This is a genomic window from Streptomyces sp. NPDC088794 (genome assembly GCF_044750545.1).
Taxonomy (GTDB): Bacteria; Actinomycetota; Actinomycetes; order Streptomycetales; family Streptomycetaceae; genus Streptomyces.
Genome location: NZ_JBIVKB010000011.1, coordinates 47,203 through 61,632, shown reverse-complemented (window position 1 = coordinate 61,632; position 14,430 = coordinate 47,203). Strand labels below are relative to the sequence as shown.

Below are 14,430 nucleotides of genomic sequence, written 5' to 3'. Positions count from 1 at the left end.
CGTGGGTCAGGCCCGCGCCCGCAGCCGGAACACCGGATGGTCCGCCGGGTCGGGCAGCGCCGTGAGCACCTGGGAGACCGTCGGCATGCTGCCGTACTTCTCCCGGTAGGCCACCATCAGCGGCGGCCGCTCCGCCTCCGGCACCTCCTCGGCGACGAGCTCCTCGGTCCGGCCGCGCGAGGTCACCCGGCACTCGGGCGCGGCCCGCAGGTTCAGCGCCCAGTCGCTGAGGCCCCGGTACGACACGAGGTAGCGCTCCCCCTCGTGCTCCAGCACGGCGACCGGCACCGTCAGCCACCGCCCGCTCTTCCGCCCGCGCACCGACAGCCTGGACACCATCGAGCGCCCGAACAGCGGCGCCAGCCGGTTGCCCACGTGTCGCTGCATCCACGGCGGCTTGAGATACGTACGGTCCGTCATCGGTCTCCCCTTCGCATGATGTGCAGGGTCCCGAGGACGATCCTCCTCCGTGAACGGGCGGTTCAGCAGGTCCTGGTGGCTCCGAACGTCACTCCGGACGCAGCAGATCCCGTACGGCCGCGAAGGCCGCCTCCGTCGTCGCCGGGTCCGCGCCGGGGCGGGCCAGGGCACTCATCGGGATGGGGGTGACCGCCGGCAGGCCCTCGTACGGGGTGAGCCCGTCGGGGGCTGGTCCCACGGCGGCGAGCAGGGCCACGCCCTCGCCGGTGCGGGCGATGTCGAGGACGCCCGCGAGATATCCGGCGTCACCGACGACCGTGGCCGGCACTCCGTGCGCGGCGAGGGTGGCGGCCATCGAGGCGGCAGTCGTCGAGCGGGTCCTGGCGCCGCTGGCCTCGGCGGTCGAGGCCACGGAGGATCCGGTCGAGGCCGAGCGTTTGCTGGCCGCCCGGCGGCTCGCGCTGCCCGCCCTTGAGCGCCTTGGCCGGCCACTGATCGAGGACATCGCGGTGCCGCGGTCCCGGCTCGCCGAGGCGGCCCGGGAGATCCGGGACATCTCGGCCCGGCACGGCGTCCCCGTCTTCACCATCGCACACGCGGCGGACGGCAACCTGCACCCGATCATCGTGGTCGACCCGTCCCTCGACCGGCTGCCCGACGCGGCCTGGGAGGCGGCGGGCGAGATCTTCGCGCTGGCCCTGCGGCTCGGCGGCACGCTCACCGGCGAGCACGGGGTGGGGGTGCTGAAGCGGCAGTGGGTCGCCGACGAACTCGGGCCCGCGGCCCACGCGTTGCAGCGACGGCTGAAGGAGGTGTTCGACCCGCGCGGGATCCTCAACCCCGGCAAGAGCCTCTGAGGCATATCCGGCCGCCACTGGTGCCATGCTCATCTGGGACGTGTAGGAGGGCACCGGGGAGAGGCCACGTTGACCGAGACAGCGCACCGGGCGGCGGAGTTCAGCAGATACGCGACGCGCTCCGTGGAGGAGACGCACGACTCCATCGCGGCCCACTACTACGACGCGCGGCTCGTGGTGATGGGCGAACGGGCCGACTTCTCCAACCGCTTGGACGTGGCCGACCTCGGCGCGCTCACCGTAGGCCGGATCACCTTCGGCACTGAGATGCGGTTCGGTTTCGGCGAACCGGGCTGTTACCACGTGATCGTGCCGCTGGAGGGCGTGTGCAGCGTGCAGCAGGGCGGCGGGGCCATCGGGTACGCCACGGAGCAACGAGCCCTGTTCTTCGACCCGGAGTACCACATACGGATGGACACCTGGTCGAGCGACTGCGACGCGCTGACCGTGAAGGTCGACAAACTCGCCCTGCACCGCAGTCTGGAGACCCTGCTCGGCACCCCGCTGCGGCGCCCGCCGAAGTTCGCGCCCGCCCTCGACGTCACGCGGGGGCCCGCCCGCAGCTGGGCGGCGCTGGCCCGCTGGACCCTGCTCGAAGCGGACGTCGCCCAGGGCCTGCTGTCGAACCCGCTGATCCGGGACCGCTTCGAACAGACGCTGCTGGAAGGCCTGTTGCTGGCCGCGGACCACGACTACCGCGATCACCTCGCGTACCCGCCGCCGATGCGGCCCGCAGCGGTCAGACGGGTGATGGACGTCGTACAGGAACTGCCCGCCGAGCCCTACGACGCGGCCGGGCTCGCGGCGATCGCCCAGGTGGGTCTGCGCACCCTCCAGGACGCCTTCCGCAAGCACGTGGGCATGTCCCCCATGGCGTACGTCACCGAGGTACGCCTCCAGCGCGTGCGTGACCAGTTACGGGCCTCCGCGCCGGGCACGACCACCGTGGCGGAGGTCGCCTATCGGTGGGGGTTCACCCATCTGGGCCGCTTCGCGCAGCGCTACCGGCGCCGTTTCGGGGAGCCGCCCTCGCAGACACTGCGGACCATGTGAGGCCGGCCTCGCGCGAAAGGACACGAAACCCGCGCGAGACGGACAGGCCCCGCGTTTTCCGGAGCGACCGCGCCGCTACGGCCGCATATCGTCCGTACGGCGACCGTGACGGCGGCGGGATGAACGGTGTCGGCGCGGTTCATCCCCGCTGTGCGCGTGAGCCGGGGCGTGGGGGCGGGAGACTGCCCGCGCCCGTCCCAGGGGCCCGGCCGCTCCCCCTCCGAACGGTGGCCGGGCCCGAACACCACCCCTAGGGCCGGGCCAGCAGGGTCCGTACGCCCTCGGAGGTGAGCGTCAGCGGGTGCGCGGAACCGGCGTCGATGCTGAGCGAGAGATCTTCGGCGGGCCACTGCGAGGCGAGTGCGGCCAGCGGCACCAGACGGTAGCGCGAGACGTACGGCAACAGCTCGGCCAACTCCCCTTCCGAGGTGAACACGGGCACCACCGGTGCTCCGTCGGGCTGCTCCAGCACGGGCAGCGCCACGGCCGCCGGATCGGCGGCCGCCTCCTGTTGCGCGTCGTCGGGCACCGGCACGAGCACCTCACTGTTCGCGAGCGCGGCCAGCGCCGCCGTGTCCTCGGTGTTGACGGACAACGCGTCCAGCGCCCTGCGGGCGGGTGTCTCGGCGTGGTCGTGGGCGGGTGTCTCCATGGCTGATCCCCTGATAGCGGGCGTGCGAACGGCCTGCCCGGGACAAGATCGCCCGGGGCAGGGTCCTGGACGCGTACCCGACCGCGACCACCTCAATCCCCACGCGCCTCAGCGAACCACTCGACACTCCAACGCGCGCTCCCGCACGCCTCCGCGCCCGTCCGGCTCCACCCGGTACACGCGCGCACTCTCCACCCGGGTCACCGCCTCCGTCGGACGACCCTCCGTGAACAGGACTCCCGTCCCGTCGTCGAGGGCCCATCCGGCGGGCAGCTCCTGGCCGGCGACGGCGGCCCGGTAGGAGGGGCGACGGCCCGGTTCGCCGTCGTAGTGGGGGCAGACCGAACCCTGGAGCAGACCGAGTCCGTCCGTCAGCGCGGCGAGGGGGCCGAAGGAGTCGGTGTGGGAGGCCTCGGCCCAGCAGTTGGCGCCGGCGCTGATGCCGGACAGCAGGGTGCCGCGGTCGTAGGCCTCGCGCAGGAGCCGGTCCACGCCGTGCACGCGCCACACCGCGAGCATGTTCGCCGTGTTGCCGCCGCCCACGTACACGACGTCCTGGGCGAGCACGAAGGTGCGCAGTGCCTCGTCGTCCAACTCCCTCCCGAACAGCGGCAGTACCGACGGCTCGCAGTCGTGGCGTGTCCGGAACACCTGGAGGAACCGCGCCGAGTAGCCCGGGGAGTCTCCGCTCGCGGTGGGCAGGAAACACACCTTGGGGTGCGGACCGCGGGCATGCCCGAGCAGCCAGTCGTCCAGCAGTCCGTCCTCGTCGAGCGTGAAGCCCCCGCCGAGCAGGGCGATGCGGTGCGGCGGAACGGTTGCCACGAAGGCGCCTCCTGAGCGGAAGAGGTGTCGGGCATCGCAGGGCGGTGCTCAGCCGAACTCGACGGTCAGCCTGAAGTGTTCGGGATCCAGCAGGCTGACCACATGTTCCACGAAGGAGTCGTCCGCCGCCCTGCTCGTGCGGCGCGCGTCCAGGAACCAGTCGCCCGGAGTCCGGCGCAGCAGCTCCGCCTCGCGGGCGTCTATCCGCCGCCCGCCCAGCCGCTGCTCCCCGTGGTCGGGACGCAGCCCCGCCCGCCCCATCACCTCGGTGAGCGTCTCCCCCGCCAGACCCCGCTCCGGCAGTTCCCTGATCCCGGGCACGGGCGGCAGAAAGCTGCGTTCGTACGACACCACCACGGCATCGGCGGCCAGCTCACGCGTCCGCTCCACGCACACGAACTCCGGTTCGGGCAAGCCTAGTTCGGCGGCGAGCGGCTCCTCGCGCACGCCCCGCACCGCCACCGTCCGCACCCGCGTGTCGATGCCCTGGGTGGCGAGGGCGCGGGCCCAGCCGAGCCGGTCGTCCAGCGGGCGGTCGTCGAAGAGGACGTAGGAGCCCTTGCCGGTGCGGGTGGCGATCAGTCCGGCCTCGCTGAGTTCGGCGAGGGCCGCGCGGATCGTCGTACGGCTGACCCCGAACCGCTGGGCCAGGGCGTGCTCACCGGGCAGTTGCTCCCCGGGCGGGCGGCGGCCGCTGCGGATCTCCTTGGCCAGGACCTCGGTGATCCGCTGGTGCTTGAGGCGGACTTCGCTCATGGGGCCGCCGCCTCAAGGAGTTCGGCGACGGTCGTCACCCGGATCAGCGGTCGGTAGAGGTCCATCACGTACAGGGCCTTGGCGTGCGAGTCGTCGTCCACGCCCGCGCAGGCGTCGGCGGCGACCAGCACCTCGATACCGGCGTCGGCCGCGGCGAGGGCGGTGGACAGGACGCAGCAGTCGGTGCTGACACCGGCCAGGACCAGACGGCCGTCCTGCCCTACGTGCTGGGCGAGTTCGGGACCCCACTTGCCGAAGGTGGTGGCGGTGACGACGTGGCCCGGACGGTCGGCGAAGTCGTCGGTCAGGTCCCACAGGCGCGCGTCCGGCGGCTGGCGGGCGAAGGGCCACTGCTCGTAGTACGGGCGCCAGGAGCCCTCGGGTTTCGCGGGGGCCACGAAGCGGGTGAAGGCCACGCGGTCGCCGAACGCCGGCAGCAGACGCCGTACGCCCGCCGCGGCCTCGGCGTAACGCGGGGTGGCCCAGGGGCTGTCGGGCTCGGCGAAGACGCGCTGCATGTCGATGACGGTGAGCAGGCCGTCCACGGCAGTCATGCGATCGGCACCCCTTCCCCCGTCGCCGGGCTCGGTGCCAGCGCCTCCTGTGCGTGGACGCGGGCGCGGCCAAGGGCCAGGGTGCCGAGGAAGCCGACGGCGAGGGCGACGAGGACCCCGAGGTTGGCGTACGCCCAGGCGCCGGACTTGCCGCCGAGGCCGAACGGGTCGAGCAGGTAGCCCTGCCAGTCCAGCCAGCTCGCGGCGGCGTTGGTGACCAGACCCCAGCCGACCGTCGTGGCGACCAGCGTGAGCAGCAGCGCGGTGAGGGACACGTCGCCGTAGCGGCCGCCCGGGCGGTAGAGGTCGCCCTCGTCGTAGTCGCGGCGGCGCAGGAGCAGGTCGGCGAGCATGATCCCGCACCAGGCGGCGATGGGCACGCCCAGCGTCGTCAGGAAGCCCATGAACTGGCCGAGGAAGTCGTCGGCGACGAAGACGATGTAGATCGAGCCCGCGATCATCAGGACGCCGTCGACCAGCGCGGCCAGATAGCGGGGGATGCGCAGGCCCGCGGAGAGCAGGGCGAGACCGGAGGAGTAGATGTCGAGGACGGCGCCGCCGACCAGGCCGAGCACGGCGACCACGGCGAAGGGGACCAGGAACCAGGTGGGCAGGATCGTGGTGAGGGCGCCGATCGGGTCGGCGGCGACGGCCGCGTTGAGCTTGGTCGAGGAGCCGGCCAGCAGCAGGCCGAAGACCAGCAGGAACAGGGGCGCCACCGAGGCGCCGAAGGTGGTCCAGCCGATGACGCCCCGGCTCGACGAACTCCTCGGCAGATAGCGGGAGTAGTCGGCGGCGGCGTTGACCCAGCCGAGCCCGAAGCCGGTCATCATGAAGACGAGCGCGCCGATGAACTCCTGGGCGGAGCCCGCCGGGAGGGCGTTGACCGTGTGCCAGTGGATGTGGTCGGCGACCAGCGCGATGTAGACGACGGTGAGCACACCCGTGACGACGGTGATCACGGTCTGCAACCGCATGATGAGGTCGAAGCCCATCACACCGCCGATGACGGTGAGCGCGCCGACCACGATCAGGGCGACGACCTTGGTCCCGGTGCCGCCGCCCCAGCCGAGCCGGTCGAAGACGGTGGCGGTGGCCATGGTGGCCAGCGAGCACAGGACGGTTTCCCAACCGACGGTGAGCACCCAGGAGATGACCGACGGCAGCCGGTTGCCCCGTACGCCGTAGGCGGCGCGGCTGAGCACCATGGTCGGCGCGGAGCCGCGCTTGCCCGAGACGGCGATGAACCCGCAGAGCAGGAAGGAGAAGACGATGCCGATCACGCCCGCGATCAGCGCCTGCCAGAAGGAGATCCCGAAGCCGAGCGCGAAGGCCCCGTAACTCAATCCGAGAATGGAGACATTTGCTCCGAACCAGGGCCAGAACAGCGTCCTCGGGGTGCCTTTGCGCTCGGCGTCCCCGATCACGTCGAGCCCGTGGGTTTCCACCTGGAGCTGTCGGCCGGAGGATCTGTTGTCGGTGGAGTCCAGCGAATCGGCCATCATCGACCTACCTGTCTAGACGTGTTGAGTCGAGGCTAGGTCGGCCGAATGGGGGCGTCAAGACGGGAGCGAGCGCCGGAACGCCCGCTCGCGGGACGTCAGCGCGCCCAGAAGGGCAGCGGCGGGCACACGTTGGCGCAGGTGTAGGAGCCGGGCATGAGCAACCCCGCGTCGTCCTCGTTGTTGTCGCCGCCCGCGAAGTAGACCTCGGGCACCCAGCCCCAACGGCCGTTGTCCGCCATGGTGCTGCCCCACCAGTAGTTCTCGGCGGACCCGTCCCGGAAGGTCTGGCCCTTCATCTCGGTGACGAACCAGTTGGCCGCGCCGCCCTGTTCGAGGTAGCCGACCACGGCGGAACCCGGCGAGCGCGTCGCGTACACGGGCACGTGGCCCCGGGTGAGGTTGCAGTAGCGGACCTCGGTGTTCGGCCAAGTACGGCCGCTGGAGGGGTCGGTGAGGGTGCGCTTGGTGGGGCTGTGACAGGGGACGTTGTCGGTGGCGTGGGCGGCGGGGGCGGTCAGGACCGCGAGGCCGGCGAGCGCGAGGGCGGCGGTGAGGAGTCCGCGCTTGAAGTGGATCATGCAAGCGAGAACGACCGGTTCCGGGCGATGGTCACGCCCGGAACCGGGACGGCTGGCAGGCCGACTCCGACCGAATCAGGTCTGATCAGGTCGAATCCGTTCGCTCAGGCCGTGGTCTCGGGGCGGCCGGGCGTGGCCCACTGGGTGTGGAAGGCGCCGGGGCGGTCGGTACGGCCGTAGGTGTGGGCGCCGAAGTAGTCGCGCTGTCCCTGGAGCAGGGCGGCGGGCAGACGGTCGGCGCGCAGGGTGTCGTAGTGGGCGAGCGCGGCGGAGAAGGCCGGGACCGGGACCCCGCGCCGGGCGGCCGAGGCGACGGTCTCCCGCCAGGGCACCTGCGCGTCGGTGATCTCCATCGCGAACTCCATCTCGCCCAGCAGGCTGACCAGGTCGCGGTCGGCGGCGTACGCGGCCCGGATGCGGTCGAGGAAGGAGGCGCGGATGATGCAGCCGCCGCGCCAGATCCGGGCGACCGTGCCGAGGTCGATCTTCCAGCCGTACTCGGCGGCGGCGTCCTGGATCATCTTCCAGCCCTGGTCGTAGGCGATGACCTTCGACGCGTACAGGGCGTGCTCGACCTGGGAGGCGAAGCGCTCGGCCTCGGTGCGGCTGAGCTTGGGACGGGTGCCGCCGGGCAGGCCCGCGTAGGCGGCACGCAGCTCGCTCTGCCCGGAGGCGGCGCGCGCGAAGGTGGCCTGGGCGATGGCGGTGACCGGTGAGGCCAGGTCGAGGGCGGTCTGCACGGTCCAGCGGCCGGTGCCCTTCTGCCCGGCGGCGTCGGCGACCACGTCGACGAAGGGGGCGCCGGTCTCCTCGTCCACGTGCGCGAGCACTTCGGCGGTGATCTCGACCAGGTACGAGCCGAGTCGGCCCTCGTTCCAGCGCCGGAAGACGTCCGCGATCTCGCGCGGGGTGTACCCGGCGACCTGGCGCAGCAGATCGTAGGCCTCGGCGATGAGCTGCATGTCGGCGTACTCGATGCCGTTGTGGACCATCTTCACGAAGTGCCCGGCGCCGTCGCTGCCGATGTAGGCGGCGCACGGCTCGCCGTCGACGTACGCGCTGATCTTCTCGAACATCGGGCCGAGGACGGCGTACGACTCCGCCGAGCCGCCGACCATGATCGACGGTCCGTGCAGCGCGCCCTCCTCGCCGCCGGAGACGCCGGTGCCGACGAAGTGCAGGCCGCGTTCGCGCAGGGCGGCCTCGCGGCGGCGGGTGTCGGCGAAGTGGGCGTTGCCGGCGTCGATGATCATGTCGCCGGCCTCCAGCAGCGGGGCGAACTCGTCAATGACCGCGTCGGTGGCGGCGCCCGCCTGCACCATGATCACCAGTCGCCGGGGACGCTCCAGGGCGGCCACGAACTCCTCGGCCGTCTCGGCGGGGACGAAGGCGCCCTCGTGGCCGAACTCCTCCATGAGCGCGCGCGTGCGGCCCGCGGACCGGTTGTGGACGGCGACGGTGTAGCCGTTGCGGGCGAAGTTCCGGGCCAGGTTGCGGCCCATCACACCGAGGCCGGTCACGCCGATGGCTGCGCTTGCGTTCATGCTCTGTGTCCCTTGGATCGGTCCGGTGACGGTCTCGGGGCGGGCGGCCCCGTCCCCCGCAGGTACGCAGCGGCGGCCGGATCGTCTCGATTCCGGCCGGAACCCCCGCCTGAACGACTGGACGACCAGGGGTTTAGCATATGAGCGCCACCTAGCTCGAAAGAGAAGCCTGTGACTGTCAACGACGACTCGTTCACCAACTGGAAGACCCGCGAGGAGACCGCGGAGTCGATGATCCCGATCATCGGGAAGCTGCACCGCGAGCGGGACGTCACCGTGCTGCTGCACAGCCGCTCCCTGGTGAACAAGTCGGTGGTGAGCATCCTCAAGACCCACCGCTTCGCCCGGCAGATCGCCGGCGCGGAGCTCTCGGTCACCGAGACGCTGCCCTTCCTGCGCGCCCTGACCACGCTCGACCTCGGCCCCTCGCAGATCGACATCGGCATGCTCGCCGCGACCTACCGGGGCGACGAACGCGCCCTGAGCGTCGAGGAGTTCACGGCCGAGGCCGTCGCGGGTGCCACGGGCGCCAACAAGATCGAGCGCGGCGAGGGGCGTGACGTCGTCCTCTACGGCTTCGGCCGCATCGGCCGCCTGGTCGCCCGGCTGCTGATCGAGAAGGCCGGCTCCGGCAACGGTCTGCGGCTGCGCGCGATCGTGGTGCGCGGCAGTGGCGGAGGCGCCGGCGAGGATCTCGTCAAGCGGGCCTCGCTGCTGCGCCGGGACTCGATCCACGGCCAGTTCCAGGGCACGATCACGGTCGACGAGGCGAGCGGCACGATCTTCGCCAACGGCAACGCGATCAAGGTGATCCACGCCGACGACCCGTCCGAGGTCGACTACACGACGTACGGGATCAGCAACGCGATCCTCATCGACAACACCGGCAAGTGGCGTGACCGGGAAGGGCTTTCGCAGCATCTGCGCCCCGGCATCGACAAGGTCGTCCTGACCGCGCCCGGCAAGGGCGACGTCCCGAACATCGTGCACGGCGTCAACCACGACACCGTCAAGCCCGACGAGCGGATCCTGTCCTGCGCGTCCTGCACCACCAACGCGATCGTGCCGCCACTGAAGGCGATGGACGACGAGTTCGGCGTGGAGCGCGGGCACGTGGAGACCGTGCACTCCTTCACCAACGACCAGAACCTGCTGGACAATTACCACAAGGCCGACCGCCGGGGCCGCTCCGCGCCGCTCAACATGGTCATCACCGAGACCGGCGCCGCCTCCGCCGTGACCAAGGCGCTGCCCGACCTCAAGGCACGGATCACCGGCAGCTCGATCCGGGTCCCGGTGCCGGACGTCTCGATCGCGATCCTGAATCTCCAGCTCTCCCGCGAGACGTCCCGCGAGGAGGTCCTCGACCACCTCCGCGAGGTCTCGCTGACCTCCCCGCTCAAGCGCCAGATCGACTTCACCACGGCCCCCGACGCGGTCTCCAGCGACTTCATCGGCTCGCGCCACGCCTCGATCGTCGACGCGGGCGCCACCAAGGTCGAGGGCGACAACGCGATCCTCTACCTCTGGTACGACAACGAGTTCGGCTACTCGTGCCAGGTCGTCCGGGTGGTCCAGCACGTCTCCGGCGTGGAGTACCCGACGTTCCCGAGCCCGGCGGTCTGACCTCGGCGTCTGCCCTCGGCTCTCGTCCGGTCAAGGGTCGGTAATGACCGCTTGACCGGACATGGGCGGGGCATGAATGTGGCCTCAGGGGCGGATCCACACGCTGGAGGCGTGATGACCACATCAGCAGAGCCCAGGGTGTCGGGCCTGGAGACCCGCTCCATCGACTACGTCCCGCTCGACGAACGTCACGGCAAGCTGTGGCACCTGGGCCCGCTGTGGTTCATGTCGAACGCGCAGATCGCCACCCTCGCCGTCGGCCTGATCAGCATCACCGAGGGCGGCAACCTGATCTGGTCGCTCATCGCGATCGTCGCGGGCACCGTGATCGGCACCTTCTTCATGGCCTTCCACTCGGCCCAGGGCCCCCAACTGGGCCTGCCGCAGATGATCCAGTCGCGGCCCCAATTCGGTTACGTGGGCGCGCTGTTGGTGTGGCTGTTCGCCTATGTCCAGTACGCGGGCTTCAACGTCTTCAACACGATCCTGGCGGGCGAGGCCCTGCACACCACGGTGCACGGCGGCGTGAAGCCGTGGGTGGCCGTGGTCACCGTCGTCGCCCTGGTCGTCGCGCTGGTCGGCTACGACGTCATCCACAAGGCCGAGCAGTTCCTGACGTACACCTTCCTCGTCGTCTTCGGCGTCTTCACCGTCGGCGTCCTGGTCACGCTCCACTACCCGGCGGGCTCCTTCGACCTCGGCGGCTTCCAGTGGACGCCGTTCCTGGCCCAGTTCGGCGTGGTCGCCGGCTACCAGATCAGCTGGGCGATCTACGTGTCCGACTACTCGCGCTACCTCCCGCCGGGTGTGACGGTCCGAAAGACCTTCTACTGGACCTACTTCGGCTCGGCCCTGGGCGGCATCTGGCTTATGGTCCTGGGCACCCTGCTCGCGGCCTGGGCGGGCAAGGACTTCGACACGGTCGCCTCGATCAACGCGGCCGGCGACAAGGTGTTCAGCGGCTTCGGCGCGATCGTGCTGCTGTTCGCGGCCCTCGGCCTGATCTCCGTCACCGCGCTCAACATGTACGGCGGTTCGCTGACCCTGATCAGCGCCATCGACTCCTTCAAGCGGGTCCGCCCCACCGTCGGCGTCCGCCTGCTCACCATCGGCCTCACCGCGGCCCTCTCGCTGATCGGAGCCATGGCCGCGACCAGCGACTTCCTGACCAACTTCAACAACTTCCTGCTGCTGGTCCTCTACCTCTTCATCCCCTGGACCGCGGTGAACCTCATGGACTACTACATCGTGCGGCGCGGCCACTACGCCATCGCCGAGATCTTCAACCCCCGCGGGATCTACGGGCGTTGGGGCTGGCACGGGATCATCTCGTACCTGGTGGGCTTCGTGGTCATGATCCCGTTCTTCTCCGTGGGCACGCTCTACACCGGGCCGATCGCCGACGCGCTCGACGGCGCCGACATCTCCCTGTTCGTCGGACTGCCGGTGTCCGCCGTCCTGTACTGGTTCCTGACCCGGTCGATCGACGTGGCCGCCGAGACCCGGCTGGCGGAGGCGGAGGCCGAGGAACTGGAGCGGTCCGCGCACGAGCACCGCGAGCCCTGAGGGCTACAGCGCCGGGATCCTCTCCTCCCCGGCGGCGACCGCCCGGGGTCCCTGCGGGTGCCGCAGCGGTACGACGCCCACGCAGCGGCCGTCCTCGTCCAGCAGCCGCCCCATGTGCTTGACCGTGCGCAGCACCACCGACCGGTCGTCGACCGCGAGGCGGGGAATCCGGCGCGCCAGATGGGCCTCGAAGGAGTGCACGTCCCGCAGGTCGCGCAGCCAGACGTCGATCACCAGGTTGTGCGGCCCGGCGGTGATCGCGCACGCCCGCACCTCCCGCATCCCGGCCAGGACCCGGCAGGTCTCCTCCACGTGCTGCCCGGGCACCGAGGCGAATTACACGGCGGACAGCGGCCATCCCGACAGCGGCCGGGCCAGGTCGCAGCGCAGGGACAGCCGGGCCGCGAGCAGCGACTGCACCCTGCGGCGCACGGTGGTGATGCTCGTGTCGGCCGCCGCCGACAGGTCGCGCAGCGACATCCGCCCGTCCTGACTGAGCAACCCCAGCAGCTGCGCGTCCAGGTCGTCCCAGCGCGCCTCGGCGGCCGGTGTGGGGACGACGGCCGGCGGGATCGCCGCCTCCAGGCGCGCGCACTGCACGCCGTCCAGGCTCCGCAGCCGCCATCGGCTTCCCTCGGCGGGCAGTCCGGTCGACACGTTCGTACGGCTCGCCCGTACCCCCGGCGTGCTCCGGAACAGCCGCGTGGTCAGCCGGGCCAGCTCGGTCAGGCCCGTGGTCTGCACGGACAGGACGAGATCGCGTCCGCCGGCCGTGAGCTTGATGTTCGCCACCGCGGGCTCGCGGGCGAGGATGCCTGCCACGTCCTCGGCGCGCCCCGGCTCGGTGTCCACCTCGACCACCGCGGTCACGACGAACCGCGCGTCGGAGAGCCGGGGGTACGCGGTCACCCAGGCCAGACCCGCCTCCCGCAGCCGCTGCCAGCGCCGGGCCACCGTCACCGAGTTCACCCCGAGCACCTCACCGACCAGCGTCCACGGCGCCCGGGGGTGGATCTGCAACGCGTGCACGACGGCGCGGTCGAGTTCGTCCAGCTCGAACGCGGCACGATCCTGCATGTCCAGGGGCGGCACTTCTCTGCACGCGTCGCACGGATCCGGCGCGAATTCTGCATGGTGACATCCGGTTGACCCGTGCACTCCACACTCCGTTCCCTGTCCACGACCACGGAGGAGTGACCGCGCCCCATGACCCACCCCACCATTCGGGAAGCCCGGACCGCTCTGCGGATACACGGCGCCAGGCTCGTCGACGGGACCGGTTCGCCGCCGGTCGACGACGCCGTCATCACCGTCGATGCCCAGGGCACGATCACCTACGCCGGCCCCGCCGCGACCGAGCCTACGACGGCCGACCGACCTGCGGACGCGCGTGTGATCGACGCCGCCGGCCGGACCGTCCTGCCCGGCTTCTTCGACTGCCACGTGCACCTCGCCTACGCGCACGGCTCGGCGCCCGGCCGCCGGGCCGAACTCGATCCCGTCCTGGTCACCCTGGACACCGTCACCCGGCTGCAGCAGACCCTGGACGCCGGCGTCACCAGCGCCCGCGACCTGGGCGGTCTGTCGGCGGGATTCCGCACGGCCGTGGAGAGCGGCCGGGTGGTGGGACCGCACCTGCACACAGCGGTACGGATCATCAGCCACACCGGCGGACACGCCGACGTACGCCTGCCCGACGGCACCGACCTCAGCGCCGGGATGTCGGAGATCGCCGACACCGCCGACGAGGCCCGGCTCGCCGTGCGCCGGGTGCTGCGCGAGGGCGCGGACCTGGTGAAGATCTGCGCCACCGGCGGCATGGGCAGCCCCTACGACCAGCCCGACGACGAGGGCCTCCTGGAGGAGGAGATCCGGGCCGTGGTCGACGAGGCCCGACGCCACGGCGGCAAGCCCGTCGCCGCGCACGCCCAGGGCAACGCCGGCATCCTCAACGCCCTGCGCGGCGGGGTCACCAGCATCGAGCACGGCTACGGGCTCGACGAGCGGGCTCTCGACCTGGCGGGCGAGCGGGAGGTGTTCGTCGTCCCGACGCTGTCCACCGTGTACGCGGGGATCGACAAGGACACGATGCCCGACTTCCACTACCAGAAGAAGACCCGCTGGTCGGGCATCACGAAGGAGAACATCGCCCGGGCCATCGAGTACGGTGCCCGGATCGCGCTCGGCACCGACGCCGCCGTCGGCCCGCACGGCGTGAACCTGATGGAACTCAGTTACCTCGTCGATCTCGGCATGGATCCGATGGCGGCCGTCGTCGCCGGGACCCGCACCTCCGCCGAGCTCCTCGGTGTCGCCGACCGGTTGGGCACCCTGACCGCCGGCCGCACCGCCGACCTGATCCTCTGCGACGGCGACCCCTTGCGGGACATCGGCGTCCTGGGCGATCCGGCGAACGTGGTCTGCGTCGTCCAGGACGGCGTCGTACGCAAAGATCTGCTGCCCGCCGCGGGCACCACCGGAAGGCGGTAGCGCC

General features: G+C 71.2%; 16 protein-coding genes. 5 read left to right on the top strand and 11 right to left on the bottom strand.

What is annotated here, in order from left to right; translation table 11 throughout:
• Positions 1 to 6: 6 nt before the first annotated feature.
• Complete coding sequence (locus ACIP6U_RS28195) at positions 7 to 420, bottom strand: nitroreductase family deazaflavin-dependent oxidoreductase (protein ID WP_401723256.1); 414 nt, start codon at positions 418 to 420, stop codon at positions 7 to 9.
• Positions 421 to 508: 88 nt separating this feature from the next.
• Positions 509 to 775 (bottom strand): hypothetical protein, encoded by a 267-nt coding sequence (locus ACIP6U_RS28190; RefSeq protein WP_401723254.1) that lies wholly within the window; start codon positions 773 to 775, stop codon positions 509 to 511.
• Here ACIP6U_RS28190 and ACIP6U_RS28185 point away from each other — a divergent pair.
• Both ACIP6U_RS28185 and ACIP6U_RS28180 read left to right on the top strand, forming a co-directional pair.
• Positions 765 to 1,277, top strand: a complete 513-nt coding sequence (locus ACIP6U_RS28185; protein ID WP_401723253.1) for an FAD-linked oxidase C-terminal domain-containing protein — start codon at positions 765 to 767, stop codon at positions 1,275 to 1,277. The two genes, ACIP6U_RS28190 and ACIP6U_RS28185, sit on opposite strands and share 11 nt — an antisense overlap.
• A gap of 69 nt (positions 1,278 to 1,346) precedes the next feature.
• Complete coding sequence (locus ACIP6U_RS28180; protein ID WP_401723250.1) at positions 1,347 to 2,330, top strand: AraC family transcriptional regulator; 984 nt, start codon at positions 1,347 to 1,349, stop codon at positions 2,328 to 2,330.
• A gap of 250 nt (positions 2,331 to 2,580) precedes the next feature.
• On the opposite strand, the gene ACIP6U_RS28175 is transcribed toward ACIP6U_RS28180, so the two are convergent.
• From ACIP6U_RS28175 to gndA, 7 genes are all read right to left on the bottom strand, one after another.
• Positions 2,581 to 2,982, bottom strand: coding sequence for an SseB family protein (locus ACIP6U_RS28175; protein WP_401723247.1), 402 nt, complete (start codon positions 2,980 to 2,982; stop codon positions 2,581 to 2,583).
• A 108-nt stretch (positions 2,983 to 3,090) separates the two neighbouring features.
• On the bottom strand, positions 3,091 to 3,807 hold the full coding sequence (locus ACIP6U_RS28170; RefSeq protein ID WP_401723245.1) for a Type 1 glutamine amidotransferase-like domain-containing protein: 717 nt from the start codon (positions 3,805 to 3,807) through the stop codon (positions 3,091 to 3,093).
• Positions 3,808 to 3,855: 48 nt separating this feature from the next.
• The gene (locus tag ACIP6U_RS28165) at positions 3,856 to 4,563 is read right to left on the bottom strand and encodes a GntR family transcriptional regulator (protein WP_401723243.1); all 708 of its coding nucleotides are present in this window, start codon (positions 4,561 to 4,563) and stop codon (positions 3,856 to 3,858) included.
• The gene (locus ACIP6U_RS28160; protein ID WP_401723242.1) at positions 4,560 to 5,117 is read right to left on the bottom strand and encodes a cysteine hydrolase family protein; all 558 of its coding nucleotides are present in this window, start codon (positions 5,115 to 5,117) and stop codon (positions 4,560 to 4,562) included. Before ACIP6U_RS28160 ends, ACIP6U_RS28165 begins: the two co-directional genes overlap by 4 nt.
• Complete coding sequence (locus tag ACIP6U_RS28155; protein WP_401723240.1) at positions 5,114 to 6,619, bottom strand: purine-cytosine permease family protein; 1,506 nt, start codon at positions 6,617 to 6,619, stop codon at positions 5,114 to 5,116. Before ACIP6U_RS28155 ends, ACIP6U_RS28160 begins: the two co-directional genes overlap by 4 nt.
• Before the next feature lie 98 nt (positions 6,620 to 6,717).
• A complete protein-coding gene (locus ACIP6U_RS28150; protein ID WP_401723238.1) occupies positions 6,718 to 7,200 on the bottom strand; it encodes a hypothetical protein in 483 nt (160 codons plus the stop codon).
• 104 nt (positions 7,201 to 7,304) lie between these two features.
• On the bottom strand, positions 7,305 to 8,744 hold the full coding sequence (gene gndA / locus ACIP6U_RS28145; protein WP_401723235.1) for an NADP-dependent phosphogluconate dehydrogenase: 1,440 nt from the start codon (positions 8,742 to 8,744) through the stop codon (positions 7,305 to 7,307).
• Between the two features lie 171 nt (positions 8,745 to 8,915).
• Between gndA and ACIP6U_RS28140 the strand changes: the two genes are divergently transcribed.
• Together ACIP6U_RS28140 and ACIP6U_RS28135 are read left to right on the top strand one after the other, a co-directional pair.
• Positions 8,916 to 10,370 carry a glyceraldehyde-3-phosphate dehydrogenase gene (locus ACIP6U_RS28140; protein WP_401723233.1) on the top strand — a complete coding sequence of 485 codons (1,455 nt, stop codon included), beginning with the start codon at positions 8,916 to 8,918 and terminating at the stop codon, positions 10,368 to 10,370.
• A gap of 114 nt (positions 10,371 to 10,484) precedes the next feature.
• A complete protein-coding gene (locus ACIP6U_RS28135) occupies positions 10,485 to 11,936 on the top strand; it encodes a purine-cytosine permease family protein (RefSeq protein ID WP_401723230.1) in 1,452 nt (483 codons plus the stop codon).
• Between the two features lie 3 nt (positions 11,937 to 11,939).
• Here ACIP6U_RS28135 and ACIP6U_RS28130 read toward each other — a convergent pair whose 3' ends face one another.
• Positions 11,940 to 12,263: an Lrp/AsnC ligand binding domain-containing protein gene (locus ACIP6U_RS28130; protein WP_401723228.1), complete on the bottom strand. Its 324-nt coding sequence runs from the start codon at positions 12,261 to 12,263 to the stop codon at positions 11,940 to 11,942.
• A 9-nt stretch (positions 12,264 to 12,272) separates the two neighbouring features.
• Positions 12,273 to 13,013: an AsnC family transcriptional regulator gene (locus tag ACIP6U_RS28125; RefSeq protein ID WP_401723227.1), complete on the bottom strand. Its 741-nt coding sequence runs from the start codon at positions 13,011 to 13,013 to the stop codon at positions 12,273 to 12,275.
• 129 nt (positions 13,014 to 13,142) lie between these two features.
• On the opposite strand from ACIP6U_RS28125, the gene ACIP6U_RS28120 reads away from it, so the two are divergent.
• Positions 13,143 to 14,426, top strand: a complete 1,284-nt coding sequence (locus ACIP6U_RS28120; protein WP_401723226.1) for an amidohydrolase family protein — start codon at positions 13,143 to 13,145, stop codon at positions 14,424 to 14,426.
• The last annotated feature ends 4 nt before the right edge of the window (positions 14,427 to 14,430 follow it).